The 17,452-nt window shown below is 67.4% G+C and carries 16 protein-coding genes; 13 read left to right on the top strand and 3 right to left on the bottom strand.

Annotated elements, in window-relative coordinates; genetic code table 11:
- Positions 1–189: 189 nt before the first annotated feature.
- The 6 genes from carB to WEG36_03255 all read left to right on the top strand — a co-directional run bounded on the left by carB (position 190) and on the right by WEG36_03255 (position 9,312).
- A complete protein-coding gene (gene carB / locus WEG36_03280; protein ID MEX1256622.1) occupies positions 190–3,492 on the top strand; it encodes a carbamoyl-phosphate synthase large subunit in 3,303 nt (1,100 codons plus the stop codon).
- Between the two features lie 33 nt (positions 3,493–3,525).
- Positions 3,526–4,497, top strand: coding sequence for a histone deacetylase (locus tag WEG36_03275; protein MEX1256621.1), 972 nt, complete (start codon positions 3,526–3,528; stop codon positions 4,495–4,497).
- 122 nt (positions 4,498–4,619) lie between these two features.
- Complete coding sequence (locus tag WEG36_03270) at positions 4,620–5,138, top strand: cytochrome c-type biogenesis protein CcmH (protein ID MEX1256620.1); 519 nt, start codon at positions 4,620–4,622, stop codon at positions 5,136–5,138.
- Positions 5,139–5,154: 16 nt separating this feature from the next.
- Complete coding sequence (locus WEG36_03265) at positions 5,155–6,063, top strand: methyltransferase domain-containing protein (GenBank protein MEX1256619.1); 909 nt, start codon at positions 5,155–5,157, stop codon at positions 6,061–6,063.
- A 40-nt stretch (positions 6,064–6,103) separates the two neighbouring features.
- Entirely contained in the window at positions 6,104–8,572 is a 2,469-nt protein-coding gene (gene priA, locus WEG36_03260) for a primosomal protein N' (protein MEX1256618.1), read from the top strand.
- A 104-nt stretch (positions 8,573–8,676) separates the two neighbouring features.
- Positions 8,677–9,312, top strand: a complete 636-nt coding sequence (locus tag WEG36_03255) for an HNH endonuclease (GenBank protein ID MEX1256617.1) — start codon at positions 8,677–8,679, stop codon at positions 9,310–9,312.
- A gap of 70 nt (positions 9,313–9,382) precedes the next feature.
- On the opposite strand, the gene WEG36_03250 is transcribed toward WEG36_03255, so the two are convergent.
- Genes WEG36_03250 through WEG36_03240 form a run of 3 tightly spaced genes read right to left on the bottom strand, consistent with a single transcriptional unit; the run spans position 9,383 to position 12,368 of the window.
- A complete protein-coding gene (locus WEG36_03250) occupies positions 9,383–9,856 on the bottom strand; it encodes a hypothetical protein (GenBank protein MEX1256616.1) in 474 nt (157 codons plus the stop codon).
- Complete coding sequence (locus WEG36_03245; protein ID MEX1256615.1) at positions 9,849–10,211, bottom strand: hypothetical protein; 363 nt, start codon at positions 10,209–10,211, stop codon at positions 9,849–9,851. The genes WEG36_03250 and WEG36_03245 overlap by 8 nt, the downstream gene beginning before the upstream one ends.
- Before the next feature lie 9 nt (positions 10,212–10,220).
- On the bottom strand, positions 10,221–12,368 hold the full coding sequence (locus WEG36_03240) for an acetate--CoA ligase family protein (GenBank protein MEX1256614.1): 2,148 nt from the start codon (positions 12,366–12,368) through the stop codon (positions 10,221–10,223).
- 198 nt (positions 12,369–12,566) lie between these two features.
- Between WEG36_03240 and WEG36_03235 the strand changes: the two genes are divergently transcribed.
- The 7 genes from WEG36_03235 to WEG36_03205 all read left to right on the top strand — a co-directional run bounded on the left by WEG36_03235 (position 12,567) and on the right by WEG36_03205 (position 17,448).
- Positions 12,567–12,923: a hypothetical protein gene (locus WEG36_03235; protein MEX1256613.1), complete on the top strand. Its 357-nt coding sequence runs from the start codon at positions 12,567–12,569 to the stop codon at positions 12,921–12,923.
- A 276-nt stretch (positions 12,924–13,199) separates the two neighbouring features.
- A complete protein-coding gene (locus tag WEG36_03230; GenBank protein MEX1256612.1) occupies positions 13,200–13,400 on the top strand; it encodes a hypothetical protein in 201 nt (66 codons plus the stop codon).
- Between the two features lie 173 nt (positions 13,401–13,573).
- Positions 13,574–14,152, top strand: a complete 579-nt coding sequence (locus WEG36_03225) for a sigma-70 family RNA polymerase sigma factor (protein ID MEX1256611.1) — start codon at positions 13,574–13,576, stop codon at positions 14,150–14,152.
- Complete coding sequence (locus WEG36_03220) at positions 14,149–14,526, top strand: hypothetical protein (protein MEX1256610.1); 378 nt, start codon at positions 14,149–14,151, stop codon at positions 14,524–14,526. The genes WEG36_03225 and WEG36_03220 overlap by 4 nt, the downstream gene beginning before the upstream one ends.
- Positions 14,527–14,536: 10 nt before the next feature.
- Entirely contained in the window at positions 14,537–14,965 is a 429-nt protein-coding gene (locus WEG36_03215) for a hypothetical protein (GenBank protein ID MEX1256609.1), read from the top strand.
- 243 nt (positions 14,966–15,208) lie between these two features.
- Positions 15,209–15,964, top strand: a complete 756-nt coding sequence (locus tag WEG36_03210) for an ABC transporter ATP-binding protein (GenBank protein MEX1256608.1) — start codon at positions 15,209–15,211, stop codon at positions 15,962–15,964.
- Positions 15,965–16,002: 38 nt separating this feature from the next.
- On the top strand, positions 16,003–17,448 hold the full coding sequence (locus WEG36_03205) for an efflux RND transporter periplasmic adaptor subunit (protein MEX1256607.1): 1,446 nt from the start codon (positions 16,003–16,005) through the stop codon (positions 17,446–17,448).
- Positions 17,449–17,452 lie beyond the last annotated feature (4 nt).

The raw sequence follows: 17,452 nt of genomic DNA, 5'->3' as shown, positions 1-17,452 counted from the left end.
CCGACTTCCTGGGAAGTGACAGGATACGAAGACGGAGTGGCCTCACACAACCAGACGCAGACGGCGGGGGATTGCCTCCCCGGCGCTCGCCTTGATTTCACTCCCCATACGGACGAGCTTATCGCCGCCACACCCGAGCCGAGCTCGTCCCGCTCCCGCCTTTTCCGCTCACATCCCGGTTGACCTCGCGTGCCTCGACGTGACGACCTGCACACGATCCTGATCCTCGGCTCCGGCCCGATCGTGATCGGACAGGCTTGCGAGTTCGATTATTCGGGGACCCAGGCGGTTCGCGCGCTCAAGGAAGAGGGGTACCGGGTCGTCCTGGTGAACTCGAATCCCGCCACGATCATGACGGATCCGGATCTGGCGGACCGAACATACATCGAGCCACTCGAGGTGGACTGGGTCACCCAGGTCATCGAGCGCGAGCGCCCCGACGCCCTCCTCCCGACGATGGGAGGGCAGACGGCGCTCAATCTCGCGATGCAGCTCCACGAGCGCGGGATCCTCGAGAAATTCGGCGTCGAGCTGATCGGAGCGAACGAGCGCTCCATTCGCATGGCCGAGGACCGCGAGGAATTCGCGGAAGCGATGAGCCGGATCGGGCTGGCCGTGACCACGGGCGGCTTCGCGCGTTCCATGGAAGACGGACTGCGGATCGTGGATGAGAGCGGTTATCCCGCGATCATCCGGCCTTCCTTCACCCTCGGGGGAACGGGAGGTGGAATCGCCTACAACCGCGAGGAGTTCGAGACACTCCTTCGCCGGGGCCTCGACGCCTCGCCGATCGGCGAAGTCCTGATCGACCGCTCGGTCATCGGTTGGAAGGAATACGAGCTGGAGGTCGTCCGCGACGGGGACGACAACGTGATCGTCGTCTGCTCGATCGAAAACTTCGATCCGATGGGAGTCCACACCGGGGACTCGATCACCGTGGCACCGGTGCAGACGCTCAGCGACGTCGAATACCAGCGGATGCGGGATGCGGCGATCGCGATCATACGCGAGATCGGGGTCGAGGCGGGGGGCTGCAACATCCAGTTCGCGGTGAGTCCCGAGACCGGGGAGCTCCTCGTCATCGAGATGAATCCACGGGTGTCCCGCTCCTCGGCGCTCGCGTCCAAGGCGACGGGATTTCCGATCGCCCGGATCGGAGCGAAGCTCGCCGTAGGATTTCGCCTGCACGAGCTCCCGAACGACATCACGAAGACGACGCCGGCTTCCTTCGAGCCCACCCTCGACTACGTCGTCGCGAAATTCCCGCGTTTCGCGTTCGAGAAGTTCCGCGAAGTGAATCCCGTCCTCGGGGTGCAGATGAAGGCCGTGGGCGAGACGATGGCGATCGGTCGGACCTTCAAGGCCGCCTGGCAGAAGGGGCTTCGCGGCCTCGAGATCGGACGCATCGGCTGGGTCTCCGGTGCGACGCTCCAGGACGACGGGCTCGTCGCCGATGATCGCCGGGCTCTCCTCGCGGCGCTCCGGCGCCCCACCGCGGATCGGCCCTTCCAGCTGAAGCGCGCGCTGGACGCGTTGGTGGACCGAGGCGACCTCGGAGACGAGGACGAGCCCGTCCCCGCCTCCCTCGAGGAGATCCTGGAGGCGACCGGGATCGATCCCTGGTTCCTGGACCAGCTCCTCGAGTTGGTGGAGCTCGAGCGGTGGTACCGGACACTCCCCGACGTCACGCGGGAAGCGACCCTTCGCATGAAGCGGAACGGATTCTCCGACGCACAGCTCGGGCGCCTCCGGGGCGAGAAGGAAGGGGACGTGCGCGCTCGCCGCCACGAGTGGGGAATCCGTCCGACCTTCAACGTGGTGGACACCTGCGGCGGAGAGTTTCCGGCCGAGACGCCCTACTATTACTCGTCCTACGAGACCGAGGACGAGGTCCGCCCTTCGGATCGCGCAAAGATCGTCATCCTCGGGAGTGGACCCAACCGGATCGGACAGGGAATCGAGTTCGACTATTGCTGCGTCCAGGCCGTTCTCGCGCTGCGGGAGGCCGGATTCGAGACGGTGATGGTGAACTCGAACCCGGAAACGGTTTCGACCGACTTCGATGTCTCCGACCGCCTCTACTTCGAGCCGCTCACCCTGGAAGACGTCCTCGAGATCATCCATCGCGAACAACCGCTTGGGGTAATCGTTCAGCTCGGCGGGCAGACGCCGCTGAACCTCGCCGAACGCCTCGAGAAGGCCGGGGTGCGGATCCTGGGGACTTCGGTGGACGCGATCGATCGCGCGGAGGACCGGGAGCGATTCGAGCGCGTCTGCCAGAAGATCGGCGCCCTCGTGCCCCCGAACGGGACGGCCGTCACGATCGAGGAAGCGCTGAAGGTCGGAGCCGACGTCGGATACCCGGTCCTCGTGCGTCCCTCGTACGTGCTCGGCGGACGCGGGATGGAGATCGTGTACGACGACGCCACGATGAAGGACTACTTCGAACGCGCGGTGAAGGCCTCGCCCGATCATCCCGTCCTGATCGACCGCTTCATCGAAGACGCCTTCGAAGCCGACGTGGACGCCCTCTCCGACGGTGAGGACGTCGTGATCGGCGGGATCATGCAGCACATCGAGGATGCGGGGGTGCACTCGGGGGACTCCGCCTGTGTTCTTCCTCCCTACAAGCTCGGCCCGGAGGAACTCGACCGGATCCGCGAGCTGACGCGGGCCTTCGCGCTCGAGCTGGGCGTCGTCGGCCTCCTGAACGTCCAGTACGCGATCCGCGACGGGAAAGTCTACGTCCTCGAGGTGAATCCGCGGGCTTCGCGGACGGTTCCTTTCGTGAGCAAGGCGACGGGGGTGCCACTTGCCCGTCTTGCGGCTCGAATCATGGCGGGTGAGAAGCTGAAGGATCTGGACGTTCCTCCCGAGCCCCGCGTCCCGGGAATAGCGGTAAAGGAGGCGGTCCTCCCCTTTAATCGCTTCGATGTGGACATCCTTCTCGGACCCGAGATGCGCTCCACCGGAGAGGTGATGGGTTTCGACGACACGCTGGGGATGGCGTACGCGAAAGCCCAGGCCGGTGCGATGAACGTCCTTCCCAAGGATGGGGGCACGCTCGTCGTGACGGTGAACGACCGCGACAAGGCGACGGTCTCTCCCCTCCTCCGGCGCTTTCACGAGCTCGGCTTCACCCTTCTCGCGACGGGCGGGACCTACGAATACCTGACGAATCAGGGGATCCCGGCGGAATTCATCTTCAAGGTGGGGGAAGGACGCCCGAACATCGTGGATGCGATGGTGAGCGGCGAAGTGGATCTCCTCATCAACACCCCGCTCGGGAAAAAGTCGCAGTACGACGACTACGCGATGCGCCGCGCGGCGATCACCTACAAAGTCCCCTACCTGACGACGATGTCGGCGACGAGCGCCGCCTGCGACGCGATCGTGGCGCTCCGCTCCGAGCCGCTGCGCGTCCGGTCCCTCCAGGAGTGGAACGCTCTGGCCGCGGAGGCCCGGCGGACCCAGGCCGCCTCGCGCGCCTGACACGAAGGCGTGCGCGGCCAGGACGGAGGCGCGATGACTGATCGGGCGACTGGACTTTTCATTCCTGCCGCGGCCGCGCTCCACGATCCTGGGTGGGGCCATCCGGAGCACCAGGGTCGTCTCCCCGCACTCGCCGACGCGGTCGGGCGCGCCCTTCCTCTCCTGCATGGCCGGGTCGAACAGCTCGAGGGGCGCCTCGCGACGCTGGAGGAGCTTTCCCGCGTACATCCGCCTGTGCATCTGGAGCGGGTGCATGAGGCCTCGGCACGCGCTGGGGAGACGGGGAACCCGGTCCTCGCGGGAGAAGAGGTGCCACTTTCCGGAGCCTCATGGGAGGCGATCCTCGGCAGCGCGGGGTGCGCCCTCGAGGCGTCCGAGCGGATTGCGGCCGGCCGGTTGCGGAACGCCTTCGTGGCGACGCGTCCGCCGGGGCACCATGCCTCCGCGGAACGCGCGATGGGGTTCTGTCCAGTGAACCATGTCGCGGTCGTGGCGCGCCACCTCCAGGCGAGTGGCGCGGCGGAGCGCGTCGCGATCGTGGACTGGGACGTCCACCATGGGAATGGGACCCAGGACATCTTCTACGAGGATCCCTCGGTTTTTTACCTCTCGCTCCACCAGTGGCCCTTTTATCCGGGGACGGGGGGAGAGGATGAGCGCGGTGCCGGAAGGGGGAGGGGGACGACATTGAACGTGCCGATCGGCGCCGGAACGAGCCGAGAAGTTTACGCAGAGGCGTTCGCCGGTGCGCTCCAGGAAGCGGAGCGGAGCTTCACACCGGACTTCATCCTGATCTCGGCCGGGTTCGACGCCCTGGCCGGCGACCCGCTCGGCGGGCTCCTCCTGGAGCCGGAGGACTTCCATGCCTTCGCACGATCCGTGATGGGATGGGCCGGGCGGGGCTGCGCCGGAAGGGTCCTCGCCCTCCTGGAGGGGGGGTACGAGCCCGTTCGTACGGGAATGGCCGCAGTGGGCACGCTCACCGCCCTGGCGGGGCGTGCCTGAGTAAAAGAAACACCAGCAGGGGCGCCATTTCCGCATCGTTCGACTTGAGCCCGCCCTCCAAACCCCTCATCTTTCAACTTATCGCCTCATCCCGATCCGCATTTTGATCCGGGAGCCTCCCGATGCGCGCGTTCCTTCTCGCAGTCCTGGTTCTCGTCCTTTCGGGGCCGGCCTTCCTGGCCGGCCAGATCCCCGAGGGGATGGAGGGTGAGGCGTTTCGGCCGCATCCCGAGGCGACCGAGGCGATTTCCCGGCTCTACTCTCCGTTTTGCCCGGGATTCATGCTCGAGGTCTGCACCGCCGCCCAGTCCGTTGCGCTTCGGGACTCGATCCAGGCGTTGGCATACCAGGGTTGGACTTCAGAAGAGCTCGTCGAGTGGATGCTGGCGAACCATGGCGAACGGTATCGAGCCGTCCCCCAAGGGAGCGGCTGGGGGCTCTGGGCCTGGCTCCTCCCCCCGATCGGGCTGGTCGTCGGCGCGGTGGTCGTGGTCACGGCCCTCCGGCGCTTCGGGCCCCCGCGGCGGGATGGGGGTCCGGCCTCATCCTCAGGGCATGCAGCCCGTATCTCGCAGGACGAAGAGGAGCGGCTCCGCTCGGCAATTCGCGAGATCGAGCTCAACGAGGATCCGTCGTTCTGAAGGCGACGCCTCCGTCATGAACGCGTCGTACGCGAGGCCGCTCGCCGCGGGCGCCATCCCGTCTATGCTGGACCTGGTCCGGCTCAGCCGCCGGACCCTCTTTCCGCCCGGAGGGAAGGAGCTCTACCACCAGATCGCCCTCCTCACCGAGCTCTCCCAGGGGAACGAGCTCCTCGTTGCGGCATGCGGGCAGGGGACGACGCTCACCTACTTCGTGGAGGAGTTCGGGGCCCAGGGAGAAGGGGTGGACGAAGATCCCGAGCTCGTCGAGGCCGCCGTGGCGCGCGCGAAGGCCAAGGGGCTCGGCGAACGCCTTCACTTCCAACGCGGCTCGATGGAGGATCTCCCTTACCGGGACGGGGTCTTCGACGTGGCCGTGGGGGAGATCGGCCTCACGGCGAGCGCGGATCCCGAGACGGCCGTGACCGAGCTCGTGCGCGTAACCAAGCCCGGCGGGCGGATCGTCCTCGTCCAGCTCGTCTGGCAGGCGCCGGTGGACCCGCGTCGCCAGACCGTTCTCACCCGGCACCTCGGAGCGCGCCCCCTCATGCTCGTCGAGTTGAAGAAGATCCTTCGAGCCGCCGGTGTGGAGCGCCTTCATACCGAGGCGTGGTCGGACGAGGACACCGCTTTCCGCTCGCATCTCACGAAGCCCTTCCCCGATTTCGCGGAGATGTTCACCCTGGGTGAAAAGATCGGGATCCTCCGCCGCGCCTGGCGTCGGTGGGGGTGGCGCGGCGTCCAGGCGGCGCTCGCGCGCGAACGGGAGGTTCACCGCCTTCTCACGCGCGAGCGGGTCCTCGGACTTGACCTGATCACCGGGTGGAAAACGGCGGGAGCCAACGACGGTGAGCCGGCGGAGGCCGGGGCACCACACGCGGAGACCGTGGACCTTCCTCTCTTCCTCCAGAGCGGGGAGCGGTGACGCTCGGGCTCGCGGGAAAGCGGGAGACCCCCTCGACCCCATGACGAGCCACGTGGAGGTGGCTCTCCCCCTCCCGCTCCACCGCACCTTCACCTACCGTCTCGAAGGGCCGGTTCCCCCCCCCGGGACCCGGGTTCTCGTTCCGTTCCAGCAGTCGGAAAAGGTCGGCTGGATAGCGGGCGAAGGGGACCCGGAGGGAATCTCCGGTATCCGGCCGGTACGGGATGTCCTGGAGCGCGTTCCTTCCGTTCCCCCGGAGCTTTTCGCGCTGGCGCGCTGGGTGGCGGACTACTACGTGGCGCCGCTCGGGATCACACTCCGCTCTTTCCTTCCCTCTGTCCTCTCCGATGGGGCACGCGAGGTCGTTCGCCTCACCCCGGCCGGCCGGCATCGTCTCGAAGTCTCGGAAAAGGAGGGCGGACTTCCGGCGTCGGCGCGCGAGCTGCTCGAGGCGGTCGGACGGCGGGGCGGGGAAGCGCGGGTGGGAGCACTCCGGCATGCGCTCGCGAAGCGGGCCGTCTGGCCCGCGCTCCGCAGATTGACCGGGGAAGGGCTCCTCGAGCACGAGACCCTCCCGCCGCCGGATCCGCCGATCCGGACGCGCAAGGTCATGCGGCTCAAGCACTGGATCCCAGACCTCGCCGAGAGGGACGAGCGATTCGGACGGGCGGGGCGTCAACGGGCGTGTTACGAGCTTCTGGAGGCGTCCGGGGGCGCCTGCGAGCTCGGGGTCGTCCTCGACGACGAGGGGTTCTCGCGCTCGGTCGTCTCGGCTCTCGAAGACAAGGGCCTCGTTGCGGTAGAGGAGGTCGAGGTCATGCGCGACCCCTTCCACGACGGCGACATTCCCCCGGTTCCCACGCACGATCCCACTCCGGCCCAGTCCGCCGCGGTCACCGAAATCGTCGGGGCAGCCGACACCCGAAGGCCCGCACCCTTCCTCCTGCACGGAGTGACCGGGTCGGGGAAGACCCTCGTGTACGGGCGGATCCTCGAAGAAATCGTGGGACGCCGCGGTAAGTCCGCGATCGTCCTCGTCCCCGAGATCGCGCTCACTCCCCAAGCGGTGGCGCGATTCAGGGGATGGTTCGGGAGCGAAGTGGCGGTGCTCCACTCGGCGCTTTCGGCCGGAGAGCGGTTCGATCAGTGGCGGCAGATCCGCGCCGGGGCGAAGCGGGTCGTGGTGGGCGCCCGCTCCGCGCTATTCGCGCCCGTACCCAACCTCGGTGCGATCGTCGTGGACGAGGAGCACGACACCTCGTACAAGCAGTCCGAGGCACCACGTTATCAGGCGCGCGACGTGGCCGTCGTGCGCGCTCGACTGGCGGGAGCCCTCTGCATCCTCGGCAGCGCGACTCCCTCACTCGAGAGCTGGCGAAACGCCGAAACGGGGAAGTTTCGGCTTCTCTCCCTCCCCGATCGGATCGGGGGGCGCCGTCTTCCCCCGGTCGAGATCGTAGATCTGAGAAGGGTCCGTCCCGCGGCGGCGGGATCGGACGGGGGGGAGGGGATTCTCTCGCCCAGGCTCGTCGCGGCGGTGCGGGAAAGGCTTGCCCGCGAAGAGCAGACGATCCTTCTCCTGAACCGAAGAGGGTTTGCTTCTTTCGTGCAGTGCCGCGCGTGCGGAGAGGTTCAGGAGTGTCCAAACTGCTCTGTCTCCCTCACCTACCATCGCGCGCGAAAGCGGCTCCTCTGCCATCACTGCCGCCACGAAGAGGCCCCGCCCGAAAGGTGCCGCTCCTGTGGAAGCCAGGAGGTGTCGCTCCAGGGGGCCGGGACGGAGCGGGTGGAGCGGGCGGTGGCGATGACCTTTCCAGCAGCGCGGATCGCACGGATGGACGTGGATACGACCTCGGGACGTTGGTCGCACCACGAGATCCTTGGGCGGGTCGAGCGCCACGAGGTGGACATCCTCCTCGGCACCCAGATGATCGCGAAGGGCCTCGACTTCCCCCGGGTCACCCTGGTCGGAGTCGTGAATGCCGATGTCGGGATCCACCTTCCGGACTTCCGAGCCAGCGAACGGTCCTTCCAGCTCCTCAGCCAGGTCGCCGGACGGGCGGGGCGCGGGGACCTTGGAGGACAAGTCGTCATCCAGACGTCGCTTCCCGAGCACTACGTCATCCAGACCGCCCTCGCGCACGACGTGGTGGGATTCGTCAGGCGGGAGCTCGAAGAGCGGAGAAGCCCACCTTATCCACCCCACGTCCGGCTGGTGAACGTCGTAGTAAGCTCACCCGATCGGGCTCTCGCCGCCGACGCCGCCGAGCGGGTCGTAGGCTGGCTCCGGGAACGGATGAAGGGGCCGGAGGGGCGAGGTCTCGAACTGGTCGGCCCGGCCCCCTCTCCCATCGAGCGGCTTCACGGCCGGTGGCGCTGGCACTTCTTCCTGCGGGGCCGCCTGGCCGGGGGAGTGACGACCCTGCTGCGCGCCGTCCAGGATGAGTTCGCCCTCCCGGCCGGTGACGTGCGCCTCGTGGTGGACCGGGACCCTGTGGCCCTCCTCTGAATCGCACGGGGGCCCGGCCGGCCGGCTGGACCGGGAATGTTCACCCGGGTAGCTTTCTCGCAACCGCCGGACGGTCCGCGGGGTATTATGCGAGCGGCGGGTCCGTGCCCACGGGATCCCCGCCGCCATCTTCGCTGGAGGGAGCGATCTCGATGGGGTGCCTCGCGCTGAACGCTTCGTTCGAACCCCTCACCCTCGTCCCCCCGCGCCGGGCGATCCGCCTCGTCCTCGACCGCAAGGCCGAGGTCCTCGAGGTGGACGAAGCGCGCCGATTCCGCTCCGAAAGGGACGACCTCCCCTTTCCGGCGGTGATCCGCTTGGTGCGCTTCGTCCATGTTCCGCGGCGGTTCAGGCGCCAGGTGACGAACACCTTTCTCTTCGCCCGCGACGACTATTCCTGCCAGTATTGCGGCCGCCACCGGCGGGAGTTGAAGGGGCGCCAATTCCTCACCCGCGACCACGTGATTCCGGTATCGCAAGGAGGGGGAAACGGTTGGTCGAACGTCGTGACCGCATGCTCCACGTGCAACAATCGGAAGGGGAATCAGACGCCGGGGCAGGCCCACATGCCGCTCCGCGGCGTTCCCGGCGAACCGAACTACGTGCACCTGGTCTGGGCTGTCCGGCGCGTCACCGAGACCCAGGCGCGTTGGATCGCGATGTTCTATGGGCAGGATGCGCTGGCCCTGATCGCTGGAACGGACATGCATTCGGCGGTTGCCGGCCTCGCGGGACTCTAAGCCCCCACCCTACGCGACCTCTTGTAGGAGCGCATGGCGCCACGTCACGCCACTTCGCCGTGCCCGCCGGTTATTCGTCCAACCAGGCGTGGGGGCGCTCGCAGAGGTGGCCCGCTCCCCGCACGGTTCCGTCCGCCGTGACCTGCTTCCAGTGGACGACCCAGCCGCGCACGGGGTCGTGCGCGGTCTCGTAGGAGAAGCCAGGGGCGCTCGCCCGCTCGGCGAGGAATCTCGCGAGGGCGGCAGGGAGCTCGTCTCGCACTGCGGACGAGGGCTTGCCGCGAGCGGTGATGAGCTCGCGGCGGAGCTCGGATTGGCAGTACTGCACGGCCTGGATCGCGGTCCCGAGGGTGTCGGCGGCCTGATTCAAACCTGCCTCCACCTCGTCCGACGCCTGACCACGGATCCGGGCGAGGAGCGACCGGGTGACCGGCGCATCGGTTTCCATCCGGGCCTGCTGAAGGAGCTGAAGTGCCCGATCCTGTTGCCGGAGGAGCTGGACGCAGACGGCGGCCCGATCGGAGGGGAGGGAGACGTCACTCACGCTCGTCGTCCTCCTCGGGTGGGACTCCATCCCATTCGCGCACCATCTCCTCGCTCCTGCGGAGCGCCTCGCGCACGACCTTCAGCGATTCCTTGAGAACGGGATCCTCGGCTTCCGTAACTCGTGCGGACCCCCGGCTCTCCGCTCCTTCAAACTCCCCCGGCGGATCGGTGGCCAGCCGGCTTCGTCGCACTTCGTAGGCGAAGAGCTTCTGGCGAAGATCTCCGAGCAGGCGCTGGAGGTCCGCAGGGGAGGTGAGGACCCCGTCCTCTGAATCCAATCGAAGGATGAGCCGGGCAAAGGCCACCAAATCCGCTCGAAGTCGAGACTCGGAGATATCGTCGTATTTTCCCATGGGCGGCCCTCAGGGCTCCGAAACACCGCTTCTCACGGATTGTTCGGGCGCGGGAGCGGCGATTCCGATTCGGGCGTCCAACACACTCACTCCCTCTGCGGTCGCGAGGAGGGGATTCACATCCACCTCCGCGATGGACGGATGATCCTGCACCAGCTGCGAGAGGCGCTGAAGCGCCTCGACGATCGCGTCAATCCGGACGCGCGGTTCCCCGCGGGACCCATCCAGGAGGGGGAAGCTTCGGATCGAGCCGATCATTTCCTCGGCGTCCCTCTCCGTGACCGGGGGGATGCGGAATGCGACGTCCCGGAGCGTTTCGGCATGAACGCCGCCAAGTCCGAAGGAAAGGACCGGCCCGAAATCCGGGTTCGTCGTCATTCCAAGGAACAGCTCCCGCCCCCCGGCCGGGACCGGCGCGATGAAAAGCTCGGCGGCCTCTTCGCCATTCCCGCTCGCCGCGCGCCCCGCCAGCCTCTGATACTCGTCTCGAACCCTCCCCGGATCCCGGAGCGGAGAAAGGGGGGGATCCGCGTCTCCACCATATCCAATTTGGGGGGAAAAGGCCTTGAGGACCACCGGGTAACCCAGCCTTTCCGCGGCCCCCACGGCCTCCTCGGCCGAGGCGATGGGGATGGGCCTCCGGGTCGGGATCCCGTAAGCCTCGAGAACGTCGAGTGTTTCCAAGGCGCGGAGGGCCGTCCGCCCCGCCCCGAGAGCCTTGTCGAGGAGGACCTGGATGCCCTGGACGTCCACCGCGAAGGTCGCGGCAGCCTGGACCGGCCGTTCGAGCCATCGCCCGTGGCGACAGAGTGCCGCGAGCGCGCGCGCGGCCGACTCCGGAAAGATGTAGACCGGAATGCCGGCCGCCTGGAGCTCCGCCCGCCTCTCGGTCAGCCCGTGGCGGCTCATGAGAACTGCGAGCACGGGCGTCTCCGGGTGGTTCCGGGCGGCGCGCACGACGCTCTGGGCGAGGCTTTCCTGGCGCGCGCCGAGAGGCGGAACGAAGGCCGCGATCGCCGCGTCCACGCCCGGGTCGCCCAGGACGTGGTCCAGCGCGACGCCATAGTCCTCGGCGGAGGTGGCCGGCCCCATGTGAACCGGATTCTCTACCTGACCCTCTCCTCGCACGAGGGCGGCGATCTCTCGGCGGCTCGCGGGCCCGAGCTCGGCGACCGTGAGCCCCTCGGCCTCGCATCCGTCTGCGATGATTGCCCCGGGACCGCCCGCGTTCGTCACGATCCCCACGCGGTTCCCGCGGGGAGGGGCGAGGGCTCCGAAGGCCATGGCGAGGTCGAAGAGCTCCTCGACCGAATAGGCGCGGTGCACGCCGCACTGGGCGAGGAGGGCACCGGCGGCGGCGTCCGCCCCGGCGAGAGCCGCCGTTTGGGAGCGGGCGCGCTGGCCCTCCCGAGCCGCCGGCCGCCCCGGTCGCACGACCACGATCGGCTTTTTCCGCGCGACTCTCCGGGCGATGCGGGTGAACCGACGGGGGTTTCCGAAGGTCTCGAGATACATGAGGATGACCCTCGTCTCGGGATCGGATTCCCAGTACTCCAGAAGGTCGTTTCCACTCACGTCCGGGCGGTTGCCGACGGAGACGAACTGGCGGATCCCGATTCCGTATTCGGCCGCGTAGTCCAGGATCGTGACCCCGAGCGCGCCGGACTGCGAGAGGAAGCTGATGGGGCCGGGGGGCGGCATGGTCGGCGCGAAGGTCGCGTTCATGGAGACGCCCGGGTCGGTGTTCAGAACCCCCATGCAGTTGGGCCCCACCATCCGCATCTCATAGCGGCGCGTGAGATCCACGAGCTCGCGCTCGCGGCGCGCACCCTCGGCGCCCTCCTCCCGGAATCCGGCCGAGATTACGACGATGGAGGTGATTCCCTTGGCCGCGCACTCGTCCACGACTTTGAGAACCGACTCACCCGGAACGACGACGATGGCGAGGTCCACCTCGACCGGGATCTCCCGGACGGATCGCCACGCCGGAAACGAATGCACGGAGCGGGCACCCGGATTCACGGGATAGACCGTCCCCAGAAAACCGTGGCGCACGAGATTGTCGAGAATCTGCCATCCGATGGTTCCGGGGGTCCGGCTCGCGCCGATCAGCGCCAGAGTGCGCGGCTCGAAGAGCGGGCGAAGCGAGGAAGTCATCGGGACCGAGTCGTGACCTTTCGGGGGCAGAAGGGAGGGATTGGTGGGGGGCGTGGGGTCCCCAAGCGCAAAAAGTGTAACCACCCCTCCGAGGCATCTCCAGAGCGGGGCGGGCCCGGGGCCGAGACGATCGGGGTTGGAGGCCCTTCCCCTTCCCCTCATCTTTCGGGGTGGCCCCGACTCCCCAGAGGTGATCCTGTGACACTTCCCGCCGGCGAACCCAGCCAAGCGCCGCGGCCGACGCCGGTCCGCTCCCTCATGCAGGCCGAGCCGGCACCGCCTCCGGAAGTCCCGGCCGAACCGCCGCCCCGCATCGTCGAATCGGAAGCCGAGCGCTGGACGGTGCGCGAAGCCGGCGCGACGCGCAGTGGATCGGGCGTCGACCGTGGGGCGCCCCTCCTCCTCGTTCACTTCGACCGAGTGGAAGGGCCCGAAGTGGCGCCGAGGGAGGGGCTCACCGTGGCGACCTCTCTCGACGAGTTGCACGACGAAGATCTGATCGAGCTCCTCCGGCGGTCCCGCCCCGTCCGCACTCCGGAAACTCGTCCCTCCTGAGAGAAGCTGGGAGCCGGGCACCTCCCCACGGACGCATCCCCCTTCGCCATGGCCGATGGTGTGTCGTAGGTACACACATTCCGTAGTCAATCAGACACGAACAAGAAGAAAGGCGACTCCATGTGAAAGTTGTAAATAACAAAATGCCAATGGATTATACGCTTGGACTCCGGTGGCACACATGCTGCACTTCTCACTGGTCATGGCGGCAGGATGCAGCCGCCAGAGAGATCCTTGAAGGACGGATCGAAACCTGGGGCCACGGAGGAGGGGAAGATGGCGATGGAGAAGAACCTGGGGACCGGAATCAGGGGGCGCGGTGAGCGGACGGACGAGGTCCCCGGAATCGTGATCGCGCACGGCGGGTGGACCCCGAAGACGGAGTCGCTGAAGGCGGGTCTCCGCGCCTTTGTATACGGCGAAAAGCTCCCTGCGTCTCCAACCCTTCCGTTCGGGCGGTGGAAAAGAGCTTCATGACCCTGACAGGGCGCTGACCTTCGTCGGGAACCTTTCTCCTTCACTTCTCGTAGATGCACGCGGCGCTCCTTAAGGAGCGCCCCGTTTTTTTCCCCCCCCACCCGGCGCCCCCCACGGAGCGGCGCGTCCGCCCGCCGCACGGTTCAACAGCCAACTCCACTTCGGTGTCTAATATGGGTGAGCGAACGGATCTCGGGGATGCGGAGTTGGTGGTCCGCACCCGGGCCGGCGATCCCGAGGCATACGGAGAGCTAGTCTCGCGTTATCAGAGGTCCGCTTACGCACTCGCCTTCGGGGTCACCCGAAGGCACGAGGATGCCGAAGACGCGGCGCAGGAGTCGTTCGTGGTTGCCCTTGAGCGCCTCGACGAGTGCAGAAACCCGGAAAAGTTCGGGGGGTGGCTCCTGGCGATCGTGAGGAACCGCTCGCGAAATCTGGTTCGGCGGGAGACATTGCGCGCGGGCGAGGCCCTTCCGGCGAGCCTCGCTTCCGCCCGCCCCGGGCCGGATCGGGACACGGAGCGGGGGGAGCTGCGGGAACGGCTCACCGAGGCGCTCGCGGAGTTGACCGAGGTCCAGAGGGAAGTCGTTCTTCTGCACGACCTCGAAGGGTGGAAACACAGGGAGATTGCCGGTGTGTTGGAGATGCCGCCCGGCACGGTGAGATCGCACCTCCACTATGCTCGGAAGAAGTTGAGAGCGGCGCTAGGCGGGTCCCCGGAATCGGAACCGGACGAGGGAGAAGACGAATGAGCGACATCGAACCGAAAGTCCCGCTCGGAGACCTCGATCCCGGGCGGCTCGACTCCGGTTATTGGAGCCGGTTCCACGCCCGTGTGATGGAAGCGACGGGGCCTCACTTCGCGCTTCGCCATCTCGCCCCGATCACGGTCGGCGACACACTTCTCTCATGGAGCCGGCTCGTCCTCCCCTTCGCTGCGACGGCGGCCGCCGTCGCAGCCCTGCTGCTCATGCGTGCGCCGCAGGTGGACGACCTGGCCGACGTGGCTGGGCTCGAGGAACTCCTCCACCAGCCGGACGACGGCGAGATGGCCCTCCCTTCGTTCCTCTATCGGGACGCGGAAGTGGATCGGAACATGATCCTCCTCGCGCTCGAGGAGTTCTGAGGGACTTTCGATGAGCCTCATGCAACCCACGCCCACGCGGGTCCGCCTCGCCGCCGGCGCGATCCTCAGCGCGGCCTTCCTCGGCGGGCTGGCTCTCGGGTATGGACTCGACCGGGGCGTCGCTCAGGCAACTCCGGGTGAACTCGCGCGCACCGACGACCGACGGGGTGACTTCGCGCCGCCCCCTAGCGGCTGGATCATCGATCGCCTGGGGATGTCGGACGCGCAGCGTGTCGCCGTGGACTCGATCATCGCGCACTTCGCATCACACATGGGTGAGCTCCAGCGCGAATACCGCCCTCGTTTCCAGACCGTCGTAGACTCGGCGAACCGCGCCGTGCGGGATGTGCTGACGGCGGAACAGCTCGCGCAGTACGACTCCCTCCAGACGGCGGTCCGCAGTCGGAGGATGCGCGGGAATCCGCCGGGGCCGCGATGACGTACGGTCTTTAACGTCCCCGGCTCACAGGTCGTCCGGTACCTCCGGAGACCCCGATGATCGAGGTCGCTCGCATCCGCGTCGGAGGAAGTCGCTTGCTCTCGGTGGCAATCACGGTGTGGGAGGGCGCGGATCCGAGAGCCAAGACTTCGGGCGGTGCCGGCGGACGGACTCGAGGACTGCATGGCCGGTCCGGGCCAGACAATGTCGAACGCGGAGGATGCATCGGTGAGTGAAGAGCGAATGGGGATGCCGCAGGCATCGGGCGACGTAGTGATCGAGACCCGGGGACTCAGGAAGGACTACGTCCTCGGGGCGGAAACCGTCCGGGCGGTGCGAGGCGTGGACATGATCGTCGAGCGGGGCGAATTCGTCGCGCTGATGGGTCCTTCGGGATCCGGGAAGACGACCTTCATGAATCTCTTGGGATGCCTCGACACGCCGACGGCGGGAGAGTATTGGCTGAACGGCCAGAATGTAAGCCAGCTGTCGGAGACACGGCTGGCGAGGATTCGGAACAAGGACATCGGCTTCGTCTTCCAGACCTTCAACTTGCTCCCGAGGGCAAGCGCACTCGCCAACGTCGAGCTCCCGCTCATCTACGCCGGCGTGAGCTCCTCGGTGCGGAAGGCGCGGGCAAGGGAGAGCCTGGAGAAGGTGGGGCTCGGCGACCGGATGGATCACAAGCCGCCGGAGCTCTCGGGAGGGCAGCGGCAGCGCGTGGCGATCGCGCGTGCGCTCGTGAACGAGCCCGCGATCTTGCTCGCGGACGAGCCCACTGGGAATCTCGATTCGAAGACGGGCGAAGAGGTGATGGCGATCTTCGAGGGCCTGAGCGATCGCGGACAGACGATCATCCTCGTCACACACGAGCACGACATCGCGGAACACGCGAAACGTCAGGTGCACCTGAGGGACGGGGTGGTCGAGCGGGACTTCGAGACGGCGGAACGAAGGCAACCCAGCGTCGCGGGCGCCCTGTCCGCGAGCGATGGATAAAGACTGCGGTTTCAGGATCAACGACAGGAGCAATCGGCATGCAACGGACTTTCCTCAGGATCGGCCTGGCCTCCTTCGCCTCTTTCGGCGTCGCCGCGTGCGGCGTCGGTGAGGCCGTGGAGGCTCCGCCCCTCGCGGTGACCGAGGTCGTGCGGAGGAACCTCGAGATCGTCGCCGAGGCGGCCGGAACGCTCGAGCCCCTCCGCAGTGTGCAGGTCATGTCCAAGGCTTCGGGAGAGGTGGTCGAGGTCCTCGTGGACACCGGTGACCGGGTCGAGCCTGGAGCCCTCATCGCCAGGATCGATCCTCGCGACGTCCAGAACGACTTCAACCAGCTTCTGGCCGACTACGAGGTGGCGCAGCAGCGATTCGACATCGCCGAGTCGCAGCTCCGCCGCTCCCAGAATCTGCTCGATGCCGGCGTCATCACGGACCAGGAGCACGAGAGCCGAAACCTCGACTTTGCGAACGCTCAGGCGACACTGGTCCGGTCGCAGACGGCTCTCGATCTCTCGCGGCTCCGTCTCGAGGACGTAACGATCCGTTCGCCCATGGCGGGAACCGTTCTCGCGAGAAGCGTCGAGGATGGACAGGTGATCTCCTCGCCCTCGGGGAATGTGTCGGGTGGGACGGTGCTCGTGACGATCGCCGACCTGAGCGTCATCCAGGTGAGAAGTCTGGTGAACGAGGGTGACGTCGGGCGGATCCAGCCGGGAATGACGGCCACGGTCCTCGTGGATGCCTTCCCGGACCGACGCTTCCAGGGCCAGGTCGAGAAGATCGAGCCGCAGGCGACCGTCCAGCAGAGCGTCGTCAACTTCCCGATCATCGTTCAGCTCGACAACTCGGAGGGACTGCTCAAGCCGGGGATGAGCGCGAACGTGACGATCCTGATCGCACAGCGTCCGAACGCACTCGCCCTTCCGAACGAAGCGATCGTGAGCTTCGAGGAAATGGTGACCGCCGCCGACTTCCTGGGCGTGCCCGACGGTCGCCTCCTCCCCGACCAGACCGCCTTCACCGAGCTCCGGCAGACAGTCGGACTCGCAGGCGGTGCGGCGGCGGCGGGCGCGGCGGGAGCGAACGGCCAGATCCCGGCCGACCTCCAGGCCCTTCGCGAGCGGGCGCAGAGCGGTTCTCTGACCCCAGAGCAGCTCCAGCAGATGCAACAGCAGTTCGGCGGCGGCGGGCGGGGAGGCCGCGGTGGAAACGGCGGTGGTCGTGGCGACGGCGGACGAGGCAGTGTTTCCGGCGCCACGGACGATGCCCGCCAGGGGGTGGTCTTCGTCCAGGGTGCCGACGGTACGCTCACGGCGCGGGCGGTTCTCGTCGGCGTGACCGACTGGAGCAACTCCGAGATCCTGGCCGGGCTCGAAGAGGGCGAGCGGGTCGCCCTCCTCGGCGGGACCCAAGTTCAGGCCCAGCAGGGGAACATGAATCAGATGTTCAGGCAGATGGGGGGCGCGGTGCCCATTCGGTTCTAGTCAG

It is taken from the genome of Gemmatimonadota bacterium, assembly GCA_040882465.1.
Lineage (GTDB): Bacteria > Gemmatimonadota > Gemmatimonadetes > Longimicrobiales > Gaopeijiaceae > JBBEBG01.
The sequence above is the reverse complement of the archived record's forward strand: the minus strand, read 5'-3'. Positions and strand labels throughout refer to the sequence as shown.